This is a genomic window from Vreelandella hamiltonii (genome assembly GCF_014651795.1).
Lineage (GTDB): Bacteria > Pseudomonadota > Gammaproteobacteria > Pseudomonadales > Halomonadaceae > Vreelandella > Vreelandella hamiltonii.
Map to the genome: position 1 here is coordinate 573,576 of NZ_BMXO01000001.1, position 25,059 is coordinate 598,634.

A 25,059-nucleotide genomic window follows, 5' to 3' on the forward strand; every position below is an offset into this window, starting at 1 on the left:
CCGGCTCCGCCTGCCTATCGTGCAAGTTTCGAGGTTACATGATTTTTGCTTAAGGCACACGCCAATGCCTCTACGCCATATCAACACTGGTGGCCGCTGCTTCCCCTTCCTATAATGGCAGCCATTGCGCGCTATGGCGGTTACACCACCATACCTACTCTCTTTTCATGGGTGCCCACTGTTCATGACGTTTTTACGAACTCTAGTGCTGTCGCTATTTTCGCTGGTCGTTGCGCTGATGGGCGCCACGGTACTGGCGGTCATCGGCGCGGCGATCTACTTCTCTCCGGGTTTGCCCGACGTTCGGCAACTGCAGAATTTCGAGCTGCACACGCCGCTCCGTATCTACACCAACGACGGCAAGCTGATTGGCGAATTTGGCGAAGAGCGCCGCATGGCGATCGACTTCGATGACATCCCGGACAACATGGTCAACGCGCTGATTGCCGCCGAGGATGCCAGCTTCTTCAACCATGCCGGTGTCGACCCGCGCGGCCTGGCCCGGGCAGCGGTCGAGCTCGTTCAGAGCGGGGGTTCCATCCAGTCCGGTGGCTCCACCATCACCATGCAGGTGGCGCGTAACTACATGCTGACACTGGACCAGACGTTCACGCGTAAAATACGCGAGATCCTGCTGGCTCTGCAGATGGAAAAAGTGCTCAGCAAAGAGGAAATCTTCGAGCTCTACGTCAACAAGATCTTCCTTGGCAACCGCGCCTACGGTATCGCCGCAGCGGCGGAGACCTACTACAACAAGCCGCTGGCCGAGCTGAGTCTGGCCGAAACCGCCATGATTGCAGGCCTGCCCAAGGCGCCGTCTGCCTTCAACCCGCTGGCCAACTCCGAGCGCTCGCTGATTCGTCGTAACTGGATCCTGTTCCGCATGCGCGAACTGGGCTACATCGACAACGAGGCTTACCAAGCCTCGGTGCAGGACCCGGTCACCGCTCGTCGCCACTTCACCCAAACCGAGGTGGATGCGGCCTATGTCTCTGAAATGGCCCGTCAGTACGCCATCGAGCGCTTTGGCGATGCGGCCTATACCGGCGGCTACCGCATTTACACCACCATCGACAGCACCATGCAGCCTTTCGCCCGCCAGGCATTGGCCAACGGTTTGATTACCTATGACCTGCGTCACGGCTGGCGCGGTGCCGAACAGCGCGAAATCGCCCCTAGCCTGGTCGAAGCCCAGGAGCAGACCAATACCCAGGGCCTCGAAGAGGAGCTCTCGGAGTCACCTGAAATTCGCCAGACCGCTCGTCAGGCCGCCCAGCGCAGCCAGACGGAAGTGGAAGGTGTCGATGGCGACGTGAGCAACTGGCTGCAGGTACTCGAACGCACGCCCAACTATGGCCTGCTGCGTCCCGCCATCGTGGTCGAAAGCAGTGGCCGCGAAATGCAGGTACTCACCCGTGGCGGTGAACTGCACACCATCGCCTGGAGCGGCTTGAGCTGGGCGCGCCCCTACCTCAGCCCGCGCAGCCGAGGTGCCGAACCCAGCAGCGCCAGCCAGATTGCCGAGCGTGGCGACCTGATTCGTGTCATCGAGAATGACGACGGCTCCCTGCGTCTCTCTCAACGCCCGGATGCCGAAGGCTCCCTGGTGGCCCAGGACCCGCGTACCGGTGCGATTCTGGCCCTGCAAGGTGGCTTCGACTTCAACGCCAGCAAGTTCAACCGCGCCGTACAGGCTCAGCGCCAGTCGGGCTCCATCTTCAAGCCGTTCATCTATCTGGCGGCACTGGAAGATGGCGAAATGAACGCCGCCAGCGTGGTCAATGATGCCCCAGTAGTGCTGGACGACGGCAGCAACGCCCTGTGGCGCCCGGTGAACTCCAGCCGTGACTTCCAGGGCCCCATGCGCCTGCGCCCTGCGCTGGCTCGCTCTCGCAACTTGGTCACCATTCGTGTGCTGCAGACCATGGGGCTGGATCACACCATCCAGTACCTGGAAGGGTTCGGGTTTGCGCCCCAGCGCCTGCCACGTGGCCTGTCGCTGGCGCTGGGCAGTGCCGACCTGACGCCGCTGGAAATGACCAATGCCTATGCCGTGATTGCCAACGGCGGCTTCCAGGTCTCCCCCTGGTTCATCGACCGGATTACCCGCGATGACGACAACGAGTTGATCGACGAAGCCACCCCGCAGGTGGCCTGTGCCAGCTGTGCCGAAGGCCAGGAAAGCGTGGAGATCAACGGCAAGACCTACCCGATTGCCCCACGCGTGGCTGATGCAGCGGCGGTGTATATCCTGCGTGACATGCTGCGCGACGTCATCACCTCGGGCACTGGCCGTGCGGCGCTCAGCTTGAACCGCGATGATATCGTGGGCAAGACGGGCACCACCAACAGCCAGCGAGATGCCTGGTTCGCGGGCTTCAACAGCGCGCTGGTGACCACCGTTTGGGTCGGCAAGGACAGCAATGAAACCATCGCCGAGTATGGTGCCAATGCCGCCCTGCCCATCTGGATCGAGTTCATGGGGGATGCGTTGGCAGGCTCACCGTCGGCGATTCCGGATCGCCCCGACACGGTGGTCTCGGCACGCGTAGACTCGGAAACGGGACGTCGCCTGCACGATGACCAGCCGGGCGGTATTTCCGAGCTGTTCCACCGTGGCCACTTGCCCGACTACCAGGCACGCCGGATCAGCCAGGAGCTGGAAGAAGCCAGCGGCTCACAGGGCTCAGGCGCAGCAGAATCGATCTTCTAACTGCCCGCCAGCCCGCCCTGTGGTCGACAGTCCAACCTGAACCGCAGGCATGAAAAAGCCCGGTAACCTCTCAAGGTTTCCGGGCTTTCTGTTACGGATGGCCGTTAACTCGCTACGCTCAGCGCCTCACGTCGGCTGGCTTGCCAGTTGGCCGCAATGACCACCGCCATGACCACCACGCCTGCGATTTCTGTCCACAGGCTGGGGTAGAACACTGCGAAAATCGCACCGCCAATGGCCAGACGCGGCACCCAAGACATGCGCGTGAACAGGTAGCCCTCCAGCGACGCGGCAAACGCCCCCAGCGCCAGAATGGCGATGACGCCGTTCCAGATCACCACCGGTACCGGCCCACCCACGATGATCTCCGGGTTGAACACCATGAACAGCGGGATCAGGTAGAGCCCCTTGGCAAACTTCCACGCCTGCACGCCGGTTTCCATGGGTTTACTGCCCGCAATCGCTGCCCCGGCAAAGCCTGCCAAGGCGATGGGAGGCGTCACGTTGGAGTCCTGGGAGTACCAGAACACCACCAGGTGAGCGATCAGCAGCGGCACGCCGAACTCGGCAGTCAAGGCTGGGCCGACCAGCACGATCAATACGATATAGCTGGCCGTCACGGGCAGACCCATGCCCAGAATCAGACTCGCCAGCAGGACCATCAACAGTGCCAGCACCAAGTTACCGCCAGAGAAGGCCAGCATCATGGAGGAGAACTTGAGCCCCAGGCCAGTCAGCCCCACGACGCCCACGATGATCCCTGCCACGGCACAGGCCATCGAGACCGCCACGGCGTTGCGCGCGCCCAGCTCCAGCCCCTGAACCAGCTTCACCAGCCCGGCCCACAGCACCCCCTTGGTGCGCTCGAAGGTCACGGGTTGGCCCTGCTTGGGAGCCACGAAGAAGTACCACAGCGCATAGCGGATCACCGCCACGGCGACCATGGTCACCACCGCGTAGTAGCCCACCCGCATGGGCGACATGCTCATGGCCAGCAGCCATACCAGCACCGCCAGCGGCAGCAGGAAATGCCAGCCATCCTTCATTACCTGGCGCATCTGCGGCAGCTCGCTCTTGGGCATGCCCTGCATGCCTTGCTTCAAGGCGATGATGTGGACGAAGAGATACACCGTGGCAAAGTACATGATGGCCGGCAGAATACTGATCTTGACGATTTCCAGGTACGGCGTATTGGTGTACTCGGCAATCAGGAACGCCCCGGCCCCCATCAGCGGCGGCATGATCTGCCCACCGGTAGAAGCCGCCGCCTCGATGCCGCCCGCCTGCTTCGGCTTGTAGCCCAGCTTCTTCATCAGCGGAATGGTGAACGCTCCGGTGGTCACCACGTTGGCGATGGCACTGCCAGAAATCGACCCCATGCCCGCCGATGCCAGCACCGCCGCCTTCGCCGGGCCACCACGCTGCCTGCCCGTGGCTGCGTAAGCCATGTCGATGAAGAACTTGCCTGCGCCCGTGCTTTCCAGAAACGCCCCAAACAGGACGAAAATGAAGATATATGTGGCGGCCACACCCAGCGGCAGGCCGAAGATGCCCTCTTGCCCCAGGTAGAGCTGACCCGCCACGCGGTCGAGGCTGTAGCCACGGTGAGCCATGATGCCGGGCATCCACTCGCCCAGCCAGGGCAGCTCGCCCCGTGGCCCGGCAAAGGCATAGATGATCGCCAGCAGGCCAATGATCGTCATGCCCAGGCCCACCGCACGGCGGCTGGCTTCCAGTACGGTCACCGTGGCGATACAGGCCACCAGAATGTCCGTCTCGTTCCAGAATCCGGCGCGGCTGAAAATGGCGTCCAGGTTGAGCACCAGGTACCCCCCGGTGATCAGCGCCCCGGCGAAGAAGATAAAATCGATCCCCCAGCCCAGCACACCGCGTTTACGGTGAGGGCCAAAAGCCGGAAACATCAGAAACGCCAACAGCATGATCAGAGCAAGGTGGATACTGCGCTGATAGAAGAGACCCAGGGGTTGAATACCCGCAGAATAGAGTTGGAATAACGAAAGCCCCACGGCAACAATGGTGATACACCACAGCACAATGCGGGGTTGAATCGCATTCCCGCCCGGCATGATGACCGGCGGTGGAGTGGATTCGTTCATGAAGTCCTCGGAAGCGTTAGCTAACTTATACGTTATGTAATAGCGCCAGGCGTGGTACACCCGGCTTTATGTGATGTGTTTGGCAACAGCTTTCATTGACAGATATCGTCATGGGGCAAGACGTCGCGAGCCTCCATCAGTTGAATCGTGACACGCTGCCCGGCCACCCGCTCGCTCAAGCTGCACGCGGCATGCTCACCATCGGGCCAGACCACCTGATGGTTTACCGCGAGAGCCCCCACCCGTAGTGCGTAGCGGTTATTGGGCACCGATTCGTTAATCTCATTGATCCAGTAGCCACCCTCCCCATCCGACACTTGCTCGCCACGTCCCAGGACATGCCCAAGCCCAGCGGCAAAATCCGGCTGATGGCTACGCTCCAGCTGCAGCGTTCCTGCCGCATTACGGTAGCAGTCCAGGACCGTGAAATGCTTTACCGAGTGCTGCCACTGGATGCACCAGCGGCTGCCGCTGGGTGCCGCGACATCCAGCAGCGCCTGATGGTCTGCGGTCGTGACGACCAGACGCTGCGACGCCGAAGCAGGGGTAGCCCCCGCTTCGGCGCACATGCCGCTCATCGTGAGAAGCGCCACCAGTGGAAAATACCACCGCATAGCGGCTTCGCGATTACGGGCGCAGGTTGTCAGGGATATCCGCACCGGCTTCTTCGAAGTAGCGGATAGCGCCCGGATGCAGCGGCACTGGCGTAGAGCCCATGGTGAACTCGACGGTAGTGTCGTTGGCTGCCGGGTGAACGGCGATCAGCTCATCGATGTTTTCGAACAGCAGGTGGGTCAGTTGGTAGGCCAGCTCTTCGTCCATATCGGCATTGACGACCAGCACGTTGGGAATACCAATGGTCTGGACCGCTTCGTCCATGCCGTCGTACATGCCCGCGGCCAGTTCATAAGGCGCAAACACCGCTTCCACTTCCTGGGCGTTGGCAATCTCTTCATCGGACAGGCCGATCAGGCGAATATCGCGCGTGGCAGCAAGGTTGAGAATCGAGCTGGTGGGCGGACCAACGCTCCAGAAACCGGCGTCGATATCGCCATCACGGATGGCATCGGCAGTTTCGTTGAAGTTCAGGCGCTGGGGAGTGAAGTCGCTGTAGCTGACGCCGTTGGCTTCCAGCAGAGCACGCGCGTTCAGCTCGGTGCCGCTACCCGGCGCACCCACGGAGACGCGTTTGCCAGCCAGATCCGCAATGCTGTGAATGTCCGACTCGGCCAGCGTCACAAGCTGCACCGCGTTCGGGTAGACCGAGGCCAGTGCGCGGGTATTCTCGATCTGACGACCTTCAAAATCACCCGTACCGGTATAGGCCTGATAAGCGGTATCGGCCAGGACCAAGGCCAGATCGGCATCACCGCGCATGATCAGTCCCATGTTCTCGACGGAAGCGCCGGTCACTTCGGCGGTCGCCTGAGCGCCATCGATATGGTTGTTGATCATTTCGGCAAAGCCACCACCGATCGGGTAGTAAACGCCGCCGGTACCGCCGGTCGCGATGGAGAGCTGCTGAGCGCTGGCGGGCAGAGCAGCCGCCATCATGGTCGCCGCAACGGTATATTTTAGTTTTTTCATTGGAATTGCCTCCGTCCTGCTTGGACTTATTGATTATGGTTGACGTAAAGGAGGTAAGGAGCCAGTTTCTCGCCGCCGTCAGCTGCGCCGAGAACGGTATTTAAACGTTAGCACGGCAGTCGCGTTAGATACTAATCCAACAACGTTTTCACCTGCTCCACGATATGCGCACCAATGGGTAGCGCCGAGGTCGCCGCAGGCGATGGCGCATTGCCCACGTTGACCGTGCGCGGAGTATTCACGAACAGGAAGTCATCCACCAGCCGACCATCGTTGGAGACCGCCTGAGCGCGTACGCCCGCCGGGTAAGGGGTCAAATCCTCCAGGGTCAGGCTCGGGCAGTACTTGCGTACCAACTCCAGATAGCCGCGCTTGTAAAGCGAGTTTTTCATTTCTACCAGCCCAGGCTTGAGATGCTTGCCCAGCACTTTCAGGATGCCTGGGTGGCTGAACATCTGCCCCATATCGCGTAGCGACATGTCCTGCTTGCGATACCCTTCGCGCTTGAGCGCCAGCACCGCATTGGGCCCAACGGTGACCGTGCCGTCGATCATGCGGGTCAGGTGAACACCCAAAAAAGGCATGGCGGGGTCGGGAATCGGGTAGATCAGGTGGTTGACGATGCGGTTGTGGCGCTCGGGAAGCAGGTAGTATTCGCCACGGAAGGGGCAAATCGTGAAACCGGGGTCCTTGCCCAGCATGCGGATCACCCTGTCGGCCATCAACCCCGAGCAGGAGACCAGATAGCGGCTGGTGAAGGTCTCGTGCTCGGTGGTCACCACGACCTCATCGGCCCGCTCGTCAAGGCCCGTCACGCAGTGATCGAAGCGAATCTCGCCGCCCAGCCGGGTGAACTCGGCGGCCATCGCCTGGGTGACTTCGGCATAGTTCACGATGCCGCTGGAAGGCACGAAAATGCCCGCCACACCGGTAATGTTGGGCTCTCGCTCCTTGAGCGCCGCGGCCTCCAACCACTCCCGCTCCAGACCGTTGGCCGCCGTGCGCTCCCAGAGCGCTTCCATACGCTGCTTTTCCAGCGGATTGGTGGCCACCAGCAGCTTGCCGCAGATGTCGTAACGCACGCCATGCTGGTCACAGAACTCGCGGGTCGCACGGTTACCCTCCAGGCAAAACTTCGCTTTCAGGCTTCCCGGCGTGTAATACACCCCGGCATGAATCACGCCGCTGTTATGGCCGGTTTGATGCTGAGCGGGGCCTGCTTCCTTTTCCAACACCAGCAAGCGTTTGTCCGGGTAGGCCTGTTGCAGCTGCATGGCGGTGGAAAACCCCAGTATGCCGCCGCCGACAATGATGAAATCCCACATGAATGTCGTTACCTGTGCCAAATTTTCAAAATTTATTGATAATAGCCGTTATTCTACGTTGACCGCCACGCCCCTACATTGGTCTAAGCCACACTGATCCAAGGAGTTCCCATGGAGCACGATGCACCGCGCCAGAACCTAGCGATTAGCGCTTACCACGCGCTCAAGCAGGACATCATTCGTGGCCGCTATGCCCCCGAAGAGAAGCTCTTGATGAGCCGTTTGAAAGAGTATTACGGCGTGAGCACCGGCCCCCTGCGTGAAGCGCTGTCACAGCTGGTCGCCGACCGGCTGGTCGTGGCCATCAGCCAACGGGGCTACCGGGTGGCGGCCATGTCGCTGGCCGAACTGAACGATATCTACGACGCTCGCGCTCAGTTGGAAGGGCTGATTTTGCGCCTCGCCATCGAACGTGGCGACGACGACTGGGAAGCCAACGTCCTGGCCACGGCACACCGCCTGGCCAAAGTCACCGACGTCAGCTCCCCCGACGAACTGCTGGACGGCTGGGATTTACGCCACAAGGCGTTCCATACCGCCATTGCCAGCGGCTGCAACTCCCCCCACCTGCTGCAGATGCGCAACACCCTGTTCGATCAGGTAGAGCGCTATCGCCACCTGTGGCTGCAAGAGACCGTCATGTCGCCCCAGGCGCTGGACATCAAGCGCCAGGAGCACGCTGCGCTGGTCGACGTCATTCTCGCCCGCAACACCGAGCAGGCGGCCGACCTGATGCGCGACCACCTGATGACCCCGGTGCCTATCATCACACGGGTACTGCAAGCCCGCGACATCGATTGAATGCCGGGCGATTAAATTCTGCGTTTTAAAAAAATGTAGATATTTTTAAATAACGGCGATACATTGGGCTCAACAAGATCATCTTTCGGAGTTCAACGCCATGACACGCTTCAACTGGGACGACCCGCTGCTTCTCGAATACCAGCTCACCGATGAAGAGCGCCAGATTCGTGACGCCGCCCACGACTACTGCCAGGAAAACCTGCAGCCACGTGTGCTGAGCGCTTTCCGCGAAGAGCGTTTCGATCGTGACATCATGTCCGAGATGGGCGAGCTGGGCCTGTTGGGCGCCACGGTTTCCCCGGAATACGGCGGCGCGGGCGTCAACCACGTGGCTTATGGCCTGATCGCCCGTGAAGTGGAGCGTGTCGATTCCGGCTACCGCTCGGCCATGAGCGTGCAGTCATCGCTGGTGATGTACCCCATCGAAGCGTATGGCTCCGAAGAGCAGAAACAGAAATACCTGCCCAAGCTGGCCAGTGGCGAGATGGTGGGCTGCTTCGGCCTGACCGAACCCGACCATGGCTCCGACCCGGGCTCCATGATCACCCGTGCGGAAAAAGTCGATGGTGGCTACCGCCTGACCGGCGCGAAAATGTGGATCACCAACAGCCCGATTGCCGATATCGCGGTGGTCTGGGCCAAGTCCGCTGCTCACGATAACCAGATCAAAGGCTTCATCGTCGAGCGCGGCACCGAAGGCTTCTCCACCCCGAAAATCGAAGGCAAGGTCTCTCTGCGTGCATCGATCACCGGCGAAATCGTCCTCGACAACGCTTTCGTGCCTGAAGAGAACCTGCTGCCCAACGTTAGCGGTCTGAAAGGTCCTTTCGGCTGTTTGAACAAGGCACGCTACGGCATCGCCTGGGGCGTGATGGGCACCGCTGAGTTCTGTTGGCACGCTGCCCGTCAGTACACCCTGGACCGCAAGCAGTTTGGCCGCCCGCTGGCCGCCAACCAGCTGATCCAGAAGAAGCTGGCCGACATGCAGACCGAAATCACGCTGGGCCTGCAAGCCGCCCTGCAGGTGGGCCGCCTGATGGACAGCGGCAACTGGGCGCCGGAAATGATCTCGCTAATCAAACGCAACAACTGTGGCAAAGCGCTGGACATCGCCCGGGTGGCCCGCGACATGCACGGTGGCAATGGCGTTTCTGACGAGTACGGCGTGATTCGCCACATGGTGAACCTGGAGTCCGTGAATACCTATGAAGGTACCCACGATGTGCACGCCCTGATTCTGGGCCGCGCACAAACCGGCATTCAGTCGTTCTTCTAACGTCGTCATCACTCAGCGAGGCACCCCATGAGCACAGTCGCAAAGCCCCTGGCAGGCATCAAGGTACTCGATATCTCTCGGGTACTGGCAGGCCCCTGGTGCGGGCAGATGCTGGCCGACATGGGTGCCGAGGTGATCAAGGTAGAGCGCCCCCAAAGCGGCGATGACACGCGCCACTGGGGGCCACCCTGGCTCTCCGGCAGCAACGAGTCTGCCTACTACCTGTGCGCCAATCGCGGCAAACGCTCGGTGACGGTCGATATGGCCAAGCCCGAAGGCCAGGCACTGATCAAGCAGTTGGCGGCCCAATCGGACGTGGTGCTGGAAAACTTCAAGGTCGGCGGGCTGAAAAAGTACGGCCTGGACTACGCGAGCCTGAAGGCACTCAACCCTGGCCTGGTCTACTGCTCCATTACCGGCTTTGGCCAGCAGAGCCCCTACGCCCACCGGGCGGGCTACGACTTCATGATTCAGGCCATGGGCGGCCTCATGAGCCTGACCGGCCAACCCGACGGTGAACCCGGTGGCGGCCCGGTCAAGGTGGGGGTCGCCATTACCGACATTTTCACGGGCCTGTATGCCACCAATGCGGTGCTGGCAGCGCTATACCAGCGCCGCGACAGTGGCGAAGGCTGCCATATCGACCTGGCGCTCATGGACGTACAGGTAGGTGTGCTGGCCAACCAGGCACTCAATTACCTGACCTCCGGCCAGGTACCCCAGCGGCTGGGCAATGCGCACCCGAACATCGTGCCCTATCAGGCGTTTGCTACCGCCGATGGCCACATGATCGTGGCGGTCGGCAACGACGAACAGTTCAAACGCTTCTGCCAGGTCATCGACCAGCCGCACCTGGCGCAAGACGAACGCTTTGCCACCAATGGCAGTCGTGTACAGCATCGCGAAGCGCTGGTGCCGATCCTGGCGCTCGCCCTGGCAGCACAGCCTACCGATACCTGGCTGGCAGCCTGCGAAGCGGTCGGTGTGCCCTGCGGGCCTATCAATACCCTTGATCGCGTGTTTGACGATCCTCATGTCAAGGCACGCGGGCTCAAGCAGACGCTGCCCCATGCACTGGCAGGCGAAGTCAATCTCGTCGCCAACCCGATTCGTATCAACGGGCAGTCACTGAGTGCCCAGAGCGCTCCCCCGACCCTGGGCGAGCACACCGATAGCGTGCTGGATGCCATTGGCATCAGTGACGAGCAGCGCGCGGCGCTTCGCGCGGCAGGCATCATCTAGCACTGCTCTCTTGCGAATATGACCCACTTTAACTATTACCCATTTTAACTATGCACCTATGTCGATGTAGTACCCCTTGAAACGCCCAGCCGGGCGTTTTTTTGTCTGCTACCGCCACTCTATACAAAACCTATACAGACAATGCCGTTATCGCTAGACTAAGCTTAACTCTTGGCAGCACGTTGCCAATGCGAGCACGTGCTTTTCGACGATTTCCAATCCAGGCGACGTGACCCGTCGGCCGAATGAAAGACGACATGGGGTAACGGCATGGCTAACTGTGCGCGAGTGAACGGAGTGTGTAAACGCTGTGAAGGCGAGCTGCCCTTTGAGTTCACCATGGCCTTCCAACCCATCGTCGACCTTTCCCAGGCCCGCGTGGTGACTCATGAAGCCTTGGTTCGCGGCCTCGATGGCGCTTCGGCCTGGAGCATCCTGTCCCAGGTGACCGACGACCTGTTGTATCGCTTCGATCAGGCGTGCCGGGTCCGTGCCATCGAACTGGCCAGCGAGCTGGGCATGGAGACCGATCTCTCCATCAACTTCCTGCCCAACGCCGTGTATGAACCCGAAGCCTGCATTCAAGCCACCTTGGAGGTATCTCAACGGGTGGGATGGCCCACCGACAAACTGATCTTCGAGATCACCGAGACCGAGCGGGTACGCGACCGCCAACACTTGTGCAACATCATCGATGCTTACCGCAACATGGGTTTCAAAACGGCCTTGGACGACTTTGGCAACGGCTATGCCAACCTGGATCTGTTGACCGTTCTGGCACCTGACAAGCTCAAGATCGACCGTGAGCTGGTCATGAACTGCGATCAGCACCCACGTCGTCAGGCCCTGCTCAATGCGATCATCCTGCTGGCCAAGGAACTGGACATGACGCTGATTGCCGAAGGCGTGGAAACGCGCCAGGAAGCGCTGTGGCTAGCTCGGGCAGGCATCACCCGGCAACAGGGCTTCTTGTATGCAAAGCCCATGATTGGCGAGCTGGCCACTGGGCTTACGCCTATGCTGGAAGCACTACGTCACGAGATATCGTCAGGCACGGAGCGCTGAATGAACGCGATTAGCACCGACCAGCTGTACCAACTGATACACCGCTCGAAGCGCAATACGGAGAACGTTATCAAGACGGCACCCTTGGGTATCTGCATCACCGACCCCCATGGTCATTTCGAGATGGTCAACCCGGCCTACTGCCAGTTCTACGGCTACCAAGAAGAGGAGCTGATTGGTCAGCACTTCACCATCGTGGTGCCCGAAGCGTATCGCCAACAGATCAGCCAGCTGCACGATGTCTTCATCAAGGGCAACGATACGCACGAGCTGCGCCAGGAGTGGGAAGTGCGCTGCAAGAATGGCGAAGTACGCACCATCATCGCCGAAGCCGCTCGCATAGAGGGCGATGATGGCCTGGCCCGCAAGGTCACGTTCATCGTCGATATCACCCAGCGCAAGCGGCTGGAAGAGCGCCTGAAGCAAGCCAACGAGCGCCTGGAGTATCTGGCGCACCACGATGAGTTGACCGGCCTGCTCAACCGTCGCCTGGGGCTTGCCAAGCTGGAGGAAGCCATCGAACGCTGCCAGCGCTACGGCAACCCGCTGAGCATTACGCTCTTCGACCTGGATGATTTCAAGCAGATCAACGACACCTATGGGCATGGCGCCGGCGACGGCGTGCTCCAGGAGCTGACGCGGGTGGTCAACCAACAGCTGCGCACCACGGATGTCCAGATACGTCTGGGAGGCGAAGAGTTCCTGATCATCATGCCGGAGATCGACGCCGAAGGGGCTCAAACCGCCCTGGAGCGCATCCGCCAAGAGGTGGCACAAACGCCCTATACCCAGCACCAGCTCACCGTGACGCTGTCGGCGGGCATCGCATGTTACAGTAAAGGCTCCAGCACTCGGATGCTGGATCAGGCAGACAAGGCCATGTATCAGGCCAAGCAGGCAGGACGCAATCGCGTCGTCATCGCATCGTCATCTGTGTAATACACGCTGATGCACACGATGTCGAGATGCGCACTATGCTTACAAGATGCTGACAAGCACACCCCAACCCAAAGGAGTTGAGCCATGAGCAATGCCGAGCTAAACGAACTAAAGCAGAAATACGTCGCGGCGGGCGCTGCAAGCCCCGCCACCGCCTTTGCGGACCGCGCCGAAAACGCTGAGATCTGGGACGCCGACGGCAACCGCTTCATCGACTTCGCTGGCGGCATCGGCGTCTTGAACGTAGGGCATCGTCACCCGAAAGTCGTGGCGGCCGTGAAAGCCCAGTTGGATAAGGTGATGCACACCTGCCAAACGGTCATGCCCTACGAAGGCTACGTCAAAGTGGCTGAAAAGCTGAGCCACATCGTTCCCGTGCGTGGCCATGCCAAAGTCATGCTGGCCAACTCCGGTGCTGAAGCGCTGGAAAACGCGGTGAAGATTGCCCGCGCCGCCACCGGCCGCTCTAACGTGATCTGCTTTGACGGCGGCTACCACGGCCGTACCTTCTACACCATGGCCATGAACGGCAAGGTCGCGCCCTACCAGACCGATTTCGGCCCGATGCCCGGCACCGTATTCCGCGCGCCCTACCCAGTGCCCTACCACGGCGTCAGCGAAGACGAAGCGATTCGCGGCCTGAAGATGACGCTGAAAACCGACGCCAACCCCAAAGACACTGCCGCCATCATTCTTGAGCCAGTACTGGGTGAAGGTGGCTTCTACCCCGCCCCGACCAGCTTCCTGAAGAAGATTCGCGAAATTTGCGATGAGCACGGCATGCTGATGATCATCGACGAAGTGCAGTCAGGCTTTGGCCGCACCGGCAAGATGTTCGCCATCGAGCACAGCGGCGTCGAGCCGGACATGATGACCATGGCCAAGAGCATGGCCGACGGCATGCCGATCTCGGCCATCGTCGGTACCGACAAGGTGATGGACGCCTCTGGCCCCAACTCCCTGGGCGGCACCTACACCGGCAGCCCCACTGCCTGTGCGGCTGCGCTGGCCGTCATGGAAATTTTCGAAGAGGAGAACATCCTCGAGAAAAGCCAGGCACTGGGCGAGAAGCTGGCGGCACGCTTCAACGAATGGCAAGACAAGTTCGATTGCATCGACCACGTGCGCAACATGGGCGCCATGGCCGCCTTCGAACTGGTCAACAACAAGACCGACCGCACCCCGAACCCGGAGCTGGCGGCGGCGCTGTGCAAAAAAGCCCGTGAAGAGGGTCTGATCCTGCTCTCCTGCGGTATGTACGGCAACACCATCCGCTTCCTGATGCCCGTCACCATCGAAGACGACGTGCTGAACGAAGGCCTGGACATCATCGAGTCCTGCCTGGAATCGCTGATCTGAGTATGTAGCACTACCCACAACGCCGCCCATGAGGCGGCGTTGTCGTTTTGACACGGCTTATTTTTAGTTGAACAGGGGCGTTAGCTGATTCAACTGTCTCGCCTGATAAAGATCATGAAGATAGGTATCGAGCTTGAAGATCAGGATATTCAAGACCACCACACCCCATATCGCCGATAGGATCATCACCGGTTGATTGACCCACGCAAATGCCGATACGTCCACAGAGTAGTGAATGGTATACACACTCATTGCCGCCAATAGCTGTACGATTCCGCAGTTCGCGATGACCGCCAGTATGCATCCCTTCCTGACATCGATAGAGGGCAACCTCGTCTTGAACAGCCGCAGATGGCGAGCGCGAATACCTCCCTCTTCTGCCGGACACATCGGACCGCTCATGAGCACTCTCTTACGTCGCAGAAGTGGTACACCATAGCGGTTGCGCCCTTCCTGAGAAAACGCAATACGCAGGGCTTCCAGGTTGACCCCAGGTCCAAAGATACGCGTCGCCGCTTCATCAAATCGTGGGGTATCCACCTCATCCGATGACCGCTCGAGAGCTGCCGTGAGCGTATCCATCTGCCTGCTTTTATTGCCCGAGAGCGCCGTTTCGTCAGGAGTATTGATCTTGAAGTGCATTTGGTAAATCTGATACCAAGCGGCTGTTATGCCCACGAATATCATCAAAAAAATCAGCATGGTCATCATGTATCTTTCCTCATTACTGCCTGGCCTCACGCTTACTGACGAGTCGGTCCTAAAAACCGCGTTTCCTTGCTGTAGTAAATCGCGGGCTCATCCAACACAGTGATATGCAGCACCACCGGGTGACTCGGCTGGGTCATCACTGACGCCTCAGCATCGAGCGATACGCGTAGCTGCCTCGTCTCATTAGCGGCCAGGATGAGCGTGCTGGCACCTTGCAAGCGCAGACCTGGCAAACCAGTGGCAGATAACGCGTATCGCTGCTCCTGCGTATCCTGGTTGCGCAGCGTCACGGTGTAGTAGTTGATAATGCGCCCCTCGGCCGTACTTTCAAATAGCGTCTGACGATCTCGAGCAATATCTACATCAATAGGCACTCGAGCGATCAAGAACCCCATCAGCAAAATCACCATAGACAGCAGAACGGCCGTACAAGCAAACAGCTGAGGGCGCCAAAACCGCGTAGGCTGGCCCTTCAACGCGCGCTCGGTGGTGTAGCGAATCAGGCCCAGCGGCTTATCGATACGCGCCATCACGCCATCGCAGGCATCGATACATGCCGCACAGCCGATACACTCATACTGCAGGCCATCACGAATATCGATCCCGGTGGGGCATACCTGAACGCACAGTTCACAATCGATACAGTCTCCAACAACCGCTTTCGCAACCTCTTTTCGATGGTCACGACGCGGTTCACCACGGGCGGCATCATAAGAAACGATCAGCGTATCGCTATCGAACATCACCGACTGAAAGCGTGAATAGGGGCACATGTGCAGGCATACCTGATGGCGCAACCAGCCAGCGTTCAGGTAGGTAAACAGGGTGAAAAAACCAATCCAGAAAAGCGCCCAAGGGTGTACCTCCAGGCTGAGGAGATCCTTCACGAGCCCAACCATCGGCGTAAAGTAACCCACGAAGGTGATGCCCGTTACCAGCGCGATCAGTAGCCAAGCGGTATGTTTGGCGCCTTTTCGCCATAACGACTCCAGCGTGCCAGGTGCATTATCGCGGCGTATCCGACGGTGTCTTGGTCCTTCCAGGCGGTGCTCAAACCAAATAAACAGAAACGTCCATACGCTTTGTGGGCAACTATAACCACACCACACTCGCCCCGCTGCCACCGTGATCAAAAACAGACCAAAGGCGCACAGCACCAGAATCCAGGTCAGCAGGATAAAGTCCTGAGGGTAAAACGTCGCTGCAAAGAGGTGAAACTCCTGGGCAGAGAGGTCAAACCACACCAAGGGGCGGTCACCCCACTGGAGCCACGGCAGGCCCACATAGAGCGCGATCAGCAGCCAGTTGGAATAACGCCTTATGCGCTGGAAAAAACCCCGTATCTCTCGCACATAGATATGCCCAGATCTGGATGGCAAGTGACCAGCAGGTTTCACCTGAGGCGAATGGTGTTCAACGGCTGCATCGGTGGTCAGGTCTTGCAGTGGAATGCGTTGCGTCATACCGATATCCAGGAAAGAGAGAGTGGCAAGCTGTACGGTCGAGAGGCTTCACCGAATGAGCCGCCACTATGCCCTTCTGGACAACCAGTAAAACAGATGCAGTTTTAGAGAAAAAAGCCGTATCAGTTTTGATATGCTGTTGATTGAGAATATCGATCCTGTCGATCACCCAAAGCACCAGCGCCTAGCACCCGCGGATTTAAGCCATGAAACGCTATGAACAGTTTGCCGACGAAATAGCCACACTGATTCGCCAGGGCGTACTGGGCCCTGGCGAGCGCATACCGTCCGTGCGCCAGGCGAGCCGCCATCACGGCATTAGCCCTTCGACGGTGTTTCAGGCCTACTATTTATTGGAAAACCAAGGGCTGATCATCGCACGGGCACGCTCGGGTTACTTTGTTCGTGAACATGCGCGGCGCCTGATCAACGAACCCCGCGTCACGCTACGCCCCACCGACCCAGCAGAAGTGAAGGTCAGCGAGCTGGTGTTTTCGGTGCTGGATTCACTGCAGGATGACCAAACGGTGCCGTTTGGCTCGGCCTTCCCGAGCCCGGAACTGTTTCCGCTCTCTCGCTTGAGTATCAGTATGACGCGCGGGTTGCGGGCACTTTCGCCCCAACAGGTGGTGGCCGAGATGACCACCGGGCATACCGACCTGTGCCGGCAAATTGCCTTACGTTACGTGCTGGGCGGCATTCAATTGCCGATGGACGAGCTGGTAATTACCAATGGGGCGATGGAGGGGCTCAATCTTGCCCTGCAGTGCGTGACCAAGCCGGGGGACCTGGTCGCGGTTGAGTCGCCTGCTTTTTATGCCAGCTTGCAGGTACTGGAGCGGCTCCAGCTTCGCGCGGTGGAAATTCCGGTTCACCCTCGGGAAGGGATTGACCTGGAGGTGCTGGCAGAGCGATTAGCGGCGCTGCCCATCAAAGCCTGCTGGTTTATGAGCCACCTGCAGAACCCCATCGGTGCCAGCCTAAGCAACGAGCGCAAGCAGACGCTTTACCAGTTACTCAAGCAGTACCAAGTGCCCATGCTAGAGGATGACGTATATGCCGAGCTCTATTTTGGCAGCACGCCCCCCTCCCCCGTGAAAGCCTTTGATGATGAGGGCCTGGTGATTCACTGCAGCTCTTTCTCGAAATGCTTGGCACCCGGCTATCGGGTGGGTTGGGTAGCGGGCGGTCGCTATGCTCAGGAGATCTCGCGGCTAAAGCTGATGACCACCATTTCCCCCTCAATCCCCGCTCAGGCCGCCATTGCTGACTACGTGCAACACGGTGCCTACGACCGCCATTTGCGCAAGCTACGCCATGCCTTGGAAGCCCAGCAAGCCAGCATGCTGGCAGCAGCAGATCGCTACTTTCCGTCAGGAACTCGCATTACCCGCCCGAAGGGCGGTTATTTCCTTTGGGTGGAGTTTCCCGAGCACGTCGATTCGCTTCAGCTGTTTCGTATAGCGCTCGACCATGGCGTTAGCCTCGCGCCTGGGCCGATTTTCTCCGCGACCCAGCAGTTTCGCCACTGCATCCGCTTAAGCTATGGCCACCCATGGACCCAGCGCAGCGAACGGGGGATGGAAACGCTGGGCAAGCTATTGAGCTTTTTTTAGCCCTATGAACAACATCACGCGCGCGATGGTTTCATTTACCGTGGCCGCCGATCACCTTCCAAAAAGTTGGCGGTAAACACGGCTTTGCCGTGGGTCTCGAACGACCACTTCATCACCTCGCCGAGTGCCGCCATCACCTCATCGAACTCGCCAAATACCTGAGTGCTCATTCGGTTGGGGTGTACTTCCAACCCGGTGGCCTCCAGGCGTTTGACCACTTCTTTCACCACGGGCTTGAAATCATCGGCCAGCGGGTAGTAGCTCAGCTGTACGGAAAGGTACATATCGACTCCTTGAGCGCCCTATGACGACGCTGTTTGAAACTGCTGCCACGCGGCCAGGATCGCCGAGCGGGTCTCCTCCGGGTGCTCCATGGGGAACATGTGGGTGCCCGGCACCGTACTGACCGGCAACCCCCGGCGGGCGATGCGCTTGACCCGCGATGGCGTCATCAAGTGCGACTCCAGCCCGGCCACTAGCTGAACGGGTACGCCTACTCGTTGGGGCAAGCCGGAGAGGTGATCCGGCAGGTGACGGAAAATTTCCAGCTCGATGCGCGGGTCGAAAGTCAGCTCGGCGCTGCCATCGTCCAATAGTCGCGTGCCTGCTTCAATGTAGTCGTTGAGTGCCTCGGGGGTAAAGCGACGAAACAGCCCTCGCCGCCGCAGCGAGGTCGCCATGGCCTCACGGCTGGGCCACACCGTGCGCCGCCCCTTGGTTTTACCCGCTGGGGTGATACGGTCCATGAACCCAAACCGTTTGGCCGCTTTCATGGCCCAGGCATCCGGCCCCAGCATCAGCGGCGGGTCGAGCATGATCACACCGCGAAAACGCTCCGGCTGCTTGTCGGCAGCCATGGCCATCAGCGTGCCGCCCAGTGAATGCCCCACCCCCAAGAGCGGTGCATCGGTGTCGGGCAGGTAGCTCAACAGCTCCTCTACCAGGTTGCCCCAGTTGTGGTTCACCGGGTAATCCGGGTGGTGGCCCAAGCGGTCCAGCGGGTGAACATCGAACGATTCCGCCAGCGGCTCTAACAGGCTGCGGTAACTCAAGCCGGGAAAGCCGTTGGCATGGGCAAACACTAAACGGGGGCGTTGGGTGGCATCGGCAGGCATGGCGGGCTCGTGGGTCATCTGGCGGTTCGGGGGCGATCACATAAGGACTATCACATAAGGGCTGTCACGCAGGCCCTATCATACAACTGTTTTAACGCGAGCCTGAGTACCCGTCAATCCACCCAAGGGTTAACCGGCTAATTAAAACAGCGAGAGCTGCTGGACTGCCGTCTCTTCCGCCAACCGATACCCCACCCCCAACAGGCGCACGGGGCGTTCACCTCTGGCCCAGCCCACGTTCAGCAAGGTTTCGAACTGCTCCAGATCGGGCGCCGGGTCGGCGTGTTCGACGGTGGTTTGAGTGAAGTCGTTGAACTTCACCTTCACCATCAGCCCACGCACGGCGGGGGCCGGGTCGAGGCGTGCGTAGCGGCGCTCCAGGTCGCTGATCAGCTCTGGCAGCTCATGGCGGCAGGCGTCGAGGGTCGGCAAGTCCCGAGAGTAGGTTTGTTCGGTGCTGATCGACTTGCGCTCGCGGTGGGTCTTGACCGGTCGCTCATCTCGCCCGTGGCTAAGCTCGTGCAGCCGATGGCCGAAGCGACCAAAGCGCTCCACCAGCTCGGTCAGCGGCCGGGCGCGCAGATCCGCCCCCGTTTGAATCCCCAGTTCGGCCAGCTTTTCAGCGGTGCGCGGCCCCACCCCATGAATCTTTTTCACCGGCAGCTGCTGCACGAAGGCGTCGATGTCGTCTGGCGTGATGACAAACAGCCCATCGGGCTTGCGCCAGTCGCTGGCGATCTTGGCGAGAAACTTGTTGGGTGCCACCCCCGCCGACACGGTAATGCCGACTTGCTCTTTCACCCGCTGGCGAATGGCTTCTGCCATGCGGGTGGCGCTGCCGTGATACTGCGTGACGTCCGAGACGTCCAGAAAGGCTTCGTCCAGAGAGAGCGGCTCGATCAGTTCGGTGACATCGCGATAGATGGCAAACACCTGGCGTGCCACGGCCTTGTACTTTGCCATATCGCCACGAATCACCGTGAGGTGGGGGCAGCGTTTGAGCGCCTGAGCCATGGGCATGGCGGAGTGGATGCCAAACGCGCGGGCAGGATAGTTACAGGTGGCCACCACCCCGCGCTGCTCCACACTGCCGCCAATGGCAATGGGAATCTCCGCCAGCGCGGGGTTGTCGCGCATCTCGACCGCCGCATAGAAGCAGTCACAGTCGCAGTGAATGATTTTGCGCACAGGCCGACCTTGCCTCCGCCCTTACCTGTAAAAAAGCACAGTTTATCACAGGGTGTGCCGCCGTCACGTACCACAAAAAGTGCGCAGCACCTGCTCACTGGCCGTGGCAGGGGCGGCCAGTTGGCGCGCGGCTTCCGATTCATCGAAGGGCTGAGTGACCGCCGCGAGCAGCGTGTGGAAAGGCTCGAAATCACCTTCTGTTGCCGCGTCGATCACCGCTTGAATGCGATGGTTACGGGGAATCACCACCGGGTTGGCGCGGCGCATGGCCTCCAGGCGCTCATTCTTTCGGCTGGCTTGCTGGGCGTTCTCCCAGTCAGCCAGCCAAGCCGCAAAGCCATCTGGCTGAGTGGTCAGCGCCAGCAACGCCTCTTTTTGGGAGTGGGCTGGGATGCCCGTGCTCAAGGCTTGGGCACCCAGCGTTTTGGCATAGTGCGTCAGCGCGTCGAACGTCGCGGTCATGTCCATGCGGCCCTGATGCATCTGGGTTTCCAGCGCCTCCATCAGCGCCACGGCGCGATCACTTTCCGGGGCAAGGCCCAGCTTGTCGGCATGCAGGCGGCGCTGCTCAGCGCCAAAACGAACGGTAAAGCCGCGAAGCACCTCGGTGGCCTGCTCTACAACGGCCTCGCCCTCTTCCCGCATCAGCGGCAGCAGGGTTTCGGCAAAGCGGGCCAGGTTCCATTGAGCAATGCCCGGCTGATTATTGAAGGCGTAGCGCCTGCCCTGGTCAATGGAACTGTACACCTTCTGCGGGTCGAACTGTTCCATAAACGCGCAGGGGCCGTAATCGATGGTGTCGCCAGCAATGCTGCAGTTGTCGGTGTTCATCACGCCATGAATAAAGCCCAGGCTCATCCAGCGCGCCACCAGCGCCGCCTGGCGGGCGGTAACGGCTTCCAGCAGGGCAAGGTACGGATCGTCAGCGTTGGCCACCGCTGGGTAGTGGCGAGCAATCACATGGTCGGCCAGCGCTTTCAGCACCGCTTCATCGCGACGCACGGCAGCAAACTGGAACGTGCCCACGCGGATATGGCTGCGAGCCACGCGGGTCAGGATGGCCCCCGGCTCGGCCATCTGGCGTATCACGCGCTCCCCCGTGGTCACGGCCGCCAGCGCCCGAGTGGTGGGCACGCCCACGGCGGCCATGAACTCGCTCACCAGATATTCCCGCAGCACCGGGCCAAGCGGCGAGCGTCCATCCCCGCCTCGTGAAAACGGCGTGCGGCCACTGCCCTTGAGCTGCACGTCCTGCCGCTGGCCCTGCTGATCCACCACTTCCCCCAGCAGCAGCGCCCGGCCATCGCCCAACTGAGGCACGAAATTACCGAACTGATGCCCGGCATAGCCCAGCGCTCTAGGCTCGGCCCCTGGCGGTAGCCGATTACCGCTGAACCATTGGGCCAGCGTGGCATCGTCGGGCCGCGTTTGCATGCCTAGCGCCACGGCCAAGGGTTCGTTGAATGCGATCAGGGTGGGTTGCGCCACGGGCGTGGGCTGGCAGGCCGCCCAGAGCGGTTCTGGCAAGGTGGCGAACTGGTGTTCGAAAGTCAGCACGGGCAACTCCGCTGTTCAATGAATGGCCTACAGAATACCCTAGCAGCTTACTCAAGTAATGGGCGATAGCATGCCGCATAGAGACGCTTTAACCCGTATTAAATTACCGATGGAACAAGAGGCTTTCACGCCCCTGCCCCAGGCCTTCTACAATCGCGATACGCTGGAGGTCGCCCGCGATTTGCTGGGCTGTTTGCTGGTGCGCCAGCTCGATGGCGAACTCATGGCAGCACGCATCGTGGAAACCGAGGCTTACCGGGGCTCGGAAGATTCCGCCTGCCATGCCCATCGGCGCCGACCCCCGCGCACCGAAGCAATGTTTGGCCCACCCGGCCACGCCTACGTGTATCTGGTGTACGGCATGCACTGGCTGCTGAACGTGGTGACACAGCCGGAAGGCAACCCCTGCGCAGTACTGATTCGAGCGGTAGAGCCGGTGATCGGCGAGCCTGCCATGCGGGCATGGCGCAGCGTGGCGGGGCGCAATCTCAGCAACGGCCCCGGCAAACTCACCCGTGCACTGCGTATCGACAGCGCCCTCTACGGCCACGACATGACGCAACGCGACGCCCCCACGGACGGGCTATGGATTTCACCGGGCGAACCACCCGGCGCCGTTGCCAGCGGCCCACGCGTGGGCATCGATTACGCCCAGCCCGCCGACCGCGACGCCCCCTGGCGGTTGTGGAGCGAGGGCAACCCTTGGGTATCTAAAACGCGTTAAGCGTTCTGCAAGCAGGCTACTGCCTGCTCCAATACCGGCGTCAGCGGTGCGCGCCACTGGTGGGTCAGCAATGCATCGGCGCGGGTCACGCCCAACGACAGCGAGGCCACGGGCAAGCCCATGGCGTGGGCATCGCGACAGAACCGGTAGCCGGAATAGACCATCAACGACGTACCCACTGCCAGCACCGCGTCGGCACGTTGCAGCGCCTCCTGAGCCGCCAGGCGCCGCGCCGGAGGAACCACATCGCCGTAGTAGACCACCTGCGGTTTGAGGATGCCCCGGCAGCGCGGGCAGTCCAGTACCTCGAAGGTGGAGAAATCGGTTTCCAGATCCGCATCGCCGTCCGGCGCGTGGCGGGCCTCCAGCGCAGCGAAGGCGGGGTTCATGCGGGCCATTTCACTGTGCATGGCGTGGCGCATCATCTGGTAGCCACAGGCCATGCAGGCGACCACGTCTGCCCTGCCGTGCAGATCGATCACTTTTTTCGAGCCCGCCCGCTGGTGCAGGCGGTCGACGTTTTGCGTGACGAGAAGCTCCACATGGCCCATGGCCTCGAGCTTCGCCAACGCACGATGCGCGCCGCTCACCTGGGCTTCACGCATGGCCTTGAAGCCTACCAGCGCTCGCGCCCAGTAGCGCTGGCGAACGGCGAAGGAACTCATGAAATCGCCGTGCTGCACCGGCGGCGGGCGCTTCCACTGGCCATCGGCATCGCGGTAATCGGGGATTCCGCTGTCGGTGCTGACGCCCGCCCCGGTAATCACCCAGAGTTTGGGGTAGCGCCTGATAAAGGCGGCCAGTGCTTCCCCGGCTACCTCGCTGCTCTCTCGTTTTTCGACACTTTCCACGGCCTGCGTCAATGGATCACCCTAGGCAATACTGCGACAAGTCAACGATACTGTAGGACAATATAAGCACATGCAATGTGCCCTCGATAGCGGATTAAGGAGCCTCTCATGCAGTGGGATCACGAGATTGTCATTGTTGGCGGCGGCATGGTGGGCGCGGCCCTGGCGGCCAGGCTGGGCCAGGCGGGCATGTCGGTTGGCCTGGTAGAGCGCGCCAGCGCTCCCACGCCCCCCAGCGGCGATTACGACCTGCGTATTTCATCACTCAACGCCCGCTCGCTGGCGTTCGTGAAAGCCAGCGGTGCGGTCCTGCCGGGAGAGCGCTGCTGCCCGTTCCGGCACATCGATGTCTCCAACCTGGATGGCAGCGGTCACTCGCTGTTCTCGGCCCACGACAGCGGCATGAACGATTTCGGGATTTTCATCGAAAACCGCGCCTTGCAGTACGCCCTTTGGCAGCGCCTGGAGCAGCTTCCCAGCGTCACCTGCTACACCCAGTGCGCCCCGGTGAGTACGCTGGCCGCCAGCACCCATCGGCTGCTGGAGCTGGACAACGGCAAGACCCTCAGCGCCCGGTTGATGGTGGCCGCAGATGGCGCACGTTCAACCCTGCGTGAGCTGGCAGGCATCTCCACCAGCAGCTACGACTACCACCAGCGGGCGATGATCATCAACGTCGAGACCGAGCTGCCCCAGCAGGATGTCAGCTGGCAGTACTTTACCCCCAAAGGCCCGCTGGCCATGCTGCCGCTGCCCGGCCACCGCGCCTCGTTGGTGTGGTACGACAGCGATGAGGCCACCAAGGCCCGCGAACAGCTTTCCAACGACGCCCTGCAACACGCCATAGAAACCACCTTCCCCAAACGGCTGGGCAAATTGACCCGGGTGGTGGCACGGGCCAGTTTCCCTATCAAGCGCCAGCACGCCAAACGCTACATCGGCAAACGGCTCGCGCTGATCGGCGACGCCGCCCACGTGGTACACCCGCTGGCAGGTCAAGGCTTGAACATCGGCCTGCACGACGCCGACACCCTGGCCGAGCTGATCATCAAAGGCCGTGACCCTGGCGACCACATCAGCCTGCACCGTTTCGAGTGCCACCGGCGTCTGGCCAACCAGGCGATGATTGCCGCCACCGACAGCTTCCACCACCTCTTCACCGGGGCCAAGCCGCTCCGCCAACTGGGTGACCTCAGCCTGCACCTCGCCGAGCGAGTGCCGTTTGCCAAACGCATGATGATGCAGCAGGCCAATGGGTTGAATCCGTTCAAGGTGGGCTGAGCATAGCGGGGCTGAACATAGAGGGGCTGAGCATGGCATGGCAGTGCTGCTGCCCAGCCACCTTCATGACCTCTTGGCCCTTGCTATAAGCAATCTCTTAAAATCTTGTAAGACATCTCTTACATT

At 60.6% G+C, this 25,059-nt stretch carries 21 protein-coding genes; 10 read left to right on the plus strand and 11 right to left on the minus strand.

Annotation, left to right across the window (positions count from 1 at the left end):
- Positions 1–184: 184 nt before the first annotated feature.
- On the plus strand, positions 185–2,713 hold the full coding sequence (locus tag IE061_RS02795; RefSeq protein WP_193460903.1) for a penicillin-binding protein 1A: 2,529 nt from the start codon (positions 185–187) through the stop codon (positions 2,711–2,713).
- A 104-nt stretch (positions 2,714–2,817) separates the two neighbouring features.
- Here the strand turns inward: IE061_RS02795 and IE061_RS02800 are convergent, their stop codons facing one another.
- From IE061_RS02800 to lhgO, 4 genes are all read right to left on the minus strand, one after another.
- A complete protein-coding gene (locus tag IE061_RS02800) occupies positions 2,818–4,830 on the minus strand; it encodes a TRAP transporter permease (RefSeq protein ID WP_039180114.1) in 2,013 nt (670 codons plus the stop codon).
- A gap of 92 nt (positions 4,831–4,922) precedes the next feature.
- Entirely contained in the window at positions 4,923–5,444 is a 522-nt protein-coding gene (locus IE061_RS02805) for a DUF1850 domain-containing protein (protein WP_039180119.1), read from the minus strand.
- Positions 5,445–5,457: 13 nt separating this feature from the next.
- Positions 5,458–6,417, minus strand: a complete 960-nt coding sequence (locus IE061_RS02810; protein WP_039180122.1) for a TAXI family TRAP transporter solute-binding subunit — start codon at positions 6,415–6,417, stop codon at positions 5,458–5,460.
- A gap of 131 nt (positions 6,418–6,548) precedes the next feature.
- Entirely contained in the window at positions 6,549–7,742 is a 1,194-nt protein-coding gene (gene lhgO, locus IE061_RS02815; RefSeq protein WP_039180126.1) for an L-2-hydroxyglutarate oxidase, read from the minus strand.
- 111 nt (positions 7,743–7,853) lie between these two features.
- Between lhgO and csiR the strand changes: the two genes are divergently transcribed.
- From csiR to gabT, 6 genes are all read left to right on the plus strand, one after another.
- Positions 7,854–8,543 (plus strand): DNA-binding transcriptional regulator CsiR, encoded by a 690-nt coding sequence (gene csiR, locus IE061_RS02820; protein ID WP_193460904.1) that lies wholly within the window; start codon positions 7,854–7,856, stop codon positions 8,541–8,543.
- Positions 8,544–8,643: 100 nt separating this feature from the next.
- A complete protein-coding gene (locus tag IE061_RS02825; protein ID WP_096922325.1) occupies positions 8,644–9,822 on the plus strand; it encodes an acyl-CoA dehydrogenase in 1,179 nt (392 codons plus the stop codon).
- Positions 9,823–9,849: 27 nt separating this feature from the next.
- A complete protein-coding gene (locus IE061_RS02830) occupies positions 9,850–11,064 on the plus strand; it encodes a CaiB/BaiF CoA transferase family protein (protein WP_193460905.1) in 1,215 nt (404 codons plus the stop codon).
- Positions 11,065–11,334: 270 nt separating this feature from the next.
- Positions 11,335–12,129: an EAL domain-containing protein gene (locus IE061_RS02835; RefSeq protein WP_039180137.1), complete on the plus strand. Its 795-nt coding sequence runs from the start codon at positions 11,335–11,337 to the stop codon at positions 12,127–12,129.
- The gene (locus IE061_RS02840) at positions 12,130–13,068 is read left to right on the plus strand and encodes a sensor domain-containing diguanylate cyclase (protein WP_193460906.1); all 939 of its coding nucleotides are present in this window, start codon (positions 12,130–12,132) and stop codon (positions 13,066–13,068) included.
- Between the two features lie 84 nt (positions 13,069–13,152).
- A complete protein-coding gene (gene gabT / locus IE061_RS02845) occupies positions 13,153–14,427 on the plus strand; it encodes a 4-aminobutyrate--2-oxoglutarate transaminase (RefSeq protein WP_193460907.1) in 1,275 nt (424 codons plus the stop codon).
- 63 nt (positions 14,428–14,490) lie between these two features.
- On the opposite strand, the gene IE061_RS02850 is transcribed toward gabT, so the two are convergent.
- Both IE061_RS02850 and ccoG read right to left on the minus strand, forming a co-directional pair.
- On the minus strand, positions 14,491–15,138 hold the full coding sequence (locus IE061_RS02850) for a hypothetical protein (RefSeq protein WP_144982226.1): 648 nt from the start codon (positions 15,136–15,138) through the stop codon (positions 14,491–14,493).
- Positions 15,139–15,170: 32 nt separating this feature from the next.
- Entirely contained in the window at positions 15,171–16,601 is a 1,431-nt protein-coding gene (gene ccoG, locus IE061_RS02855) for a cytochrome c oxidase accessory protein CcoG (protein WP_193460908.1), read from the minus strand.
- 206 nt (positions 16,602–16,807) lie between these two features.
- On the opposite strand from ccoG, the gene mapR reads away from it, so the two are divergent.
- Positions 16,808–18,217 carry a GntR family transcriptional regulator MpaR gene (gene mapR, locus IE061_RS02860; RefSeq protein WP_193460909.1) on the plus strand — a complete coding sequence of 470 codons (1,410 nt, stop codon included), beginning with the start codon at positions 16,808–16,810 and terminating at the stop codon, positions 18,215–18,217.
- A gap of 35 nt (positions 18,218–18,252) precedes the next feature.
- Here mapR and IE061_RS02865 read toward each other — a convergent pair whose 3' ends face one another.
- From IE061_RS02865 to IE061_RS02880, 4 genes are all read right to left on the minus strand, one after another.
- Complete coding sequence (locus tag IE061_RS02865; RefSeq protein ID WP_016914871.1) at positions 18,253–18,501, minus strand: YkoF family thiamine/hydroxymethylpyrimidine-binding protein; 249 nt, start codon at positions 18,499–18,501, stop codon at positions 18,253–18,255.
- Positions 18,502–18,519: 18 nt separating this feature from the next.
- Entirely contained in the window at positions 18,520–19,332 is an 813-nt protein-coding gene (locus IE061_RS02870) for an alpha/beta fold hydrolase (RefSeq protein WP_189462840.1), read from the minus strand.
- A gap of 141 nt (positions 19,333–19,473) precedes the next feature.
- Positions 19,474–20,520 (minus strand): DNA polymerase IV, encoded by a 1,047-nt coding sequence (dinB, locus tag IE061_RS02875; RefSeq protein ID WP_096922306.1) that lies wholly within the window; start codon positions 20,518–20,520, stop codon positions 19,474–19,476.
- Between the two features lie 63 nt (positions 20,521–20,583).
- Entirely contained in the window at positions 20,584–22,077 is a 1,494-nt protein-coding gene (locus IE061_RS02880; protein WP_193460910.1) for a protein adenylyltransferase SelO, read from the minus strand.
- Positions 22,078–22,186: 109 nt separating this feature from the next.
- Between IE061_RS02880 and IE061_RS02885 the strand changes: the two genes are divergently transcribed.
- Entirely contained in the window at positions 22,187–22,801 is a 615-nt protein-coding gene (locus IE061_RS02885; RefSeq protein WP_193460911.1) for a DNA-3-methyladenine glycosylase, read from the plus strand.
- Here the strand turns inward: IE061_RS02885 and IE061_RS02890 are convergent.
- Positions 22,798–23,664 carry an NAD-dependent protein deacetylase gene (locus tag IE061_RS02890; RefSeq protein WP_193460912.1) on the minus strand — a complete coding sequence of 289 codons (867 nt, stop codon included), beginning with the start codon at positions 23,662–23,664 and terminating at the stop codon, positions 22,798–22,800. The two genes, IE061_RS02885 and IE061_RS02890, sit on opposite strands and share 4 nt — an antisense overlap.
- A 96-nt stretch (positions 23,665–23,760) precedes the next feature.
- Here IE061_RS02890 and IE061_RS02895 point away from each other — a divergent pair, with 96 nt between their 5' ends.
- The gene (locus IE061_RS02895; protein WP_016914877.1) at positions 23,761–24,933 is read left to right on the plus strand and encodes a UbiH/UbiF/VisC/COQ6 family ubiquinone biosynthesis hydroxylase; all 1,173 of its coding nucleotides are present in this window, start codon (positions 23,761–23,763) and stop codon (positions 24,931–24,933) included.
- The last annotated feature ends 126 nt before the right edge of the window (positions 24,934–25,059 follow it).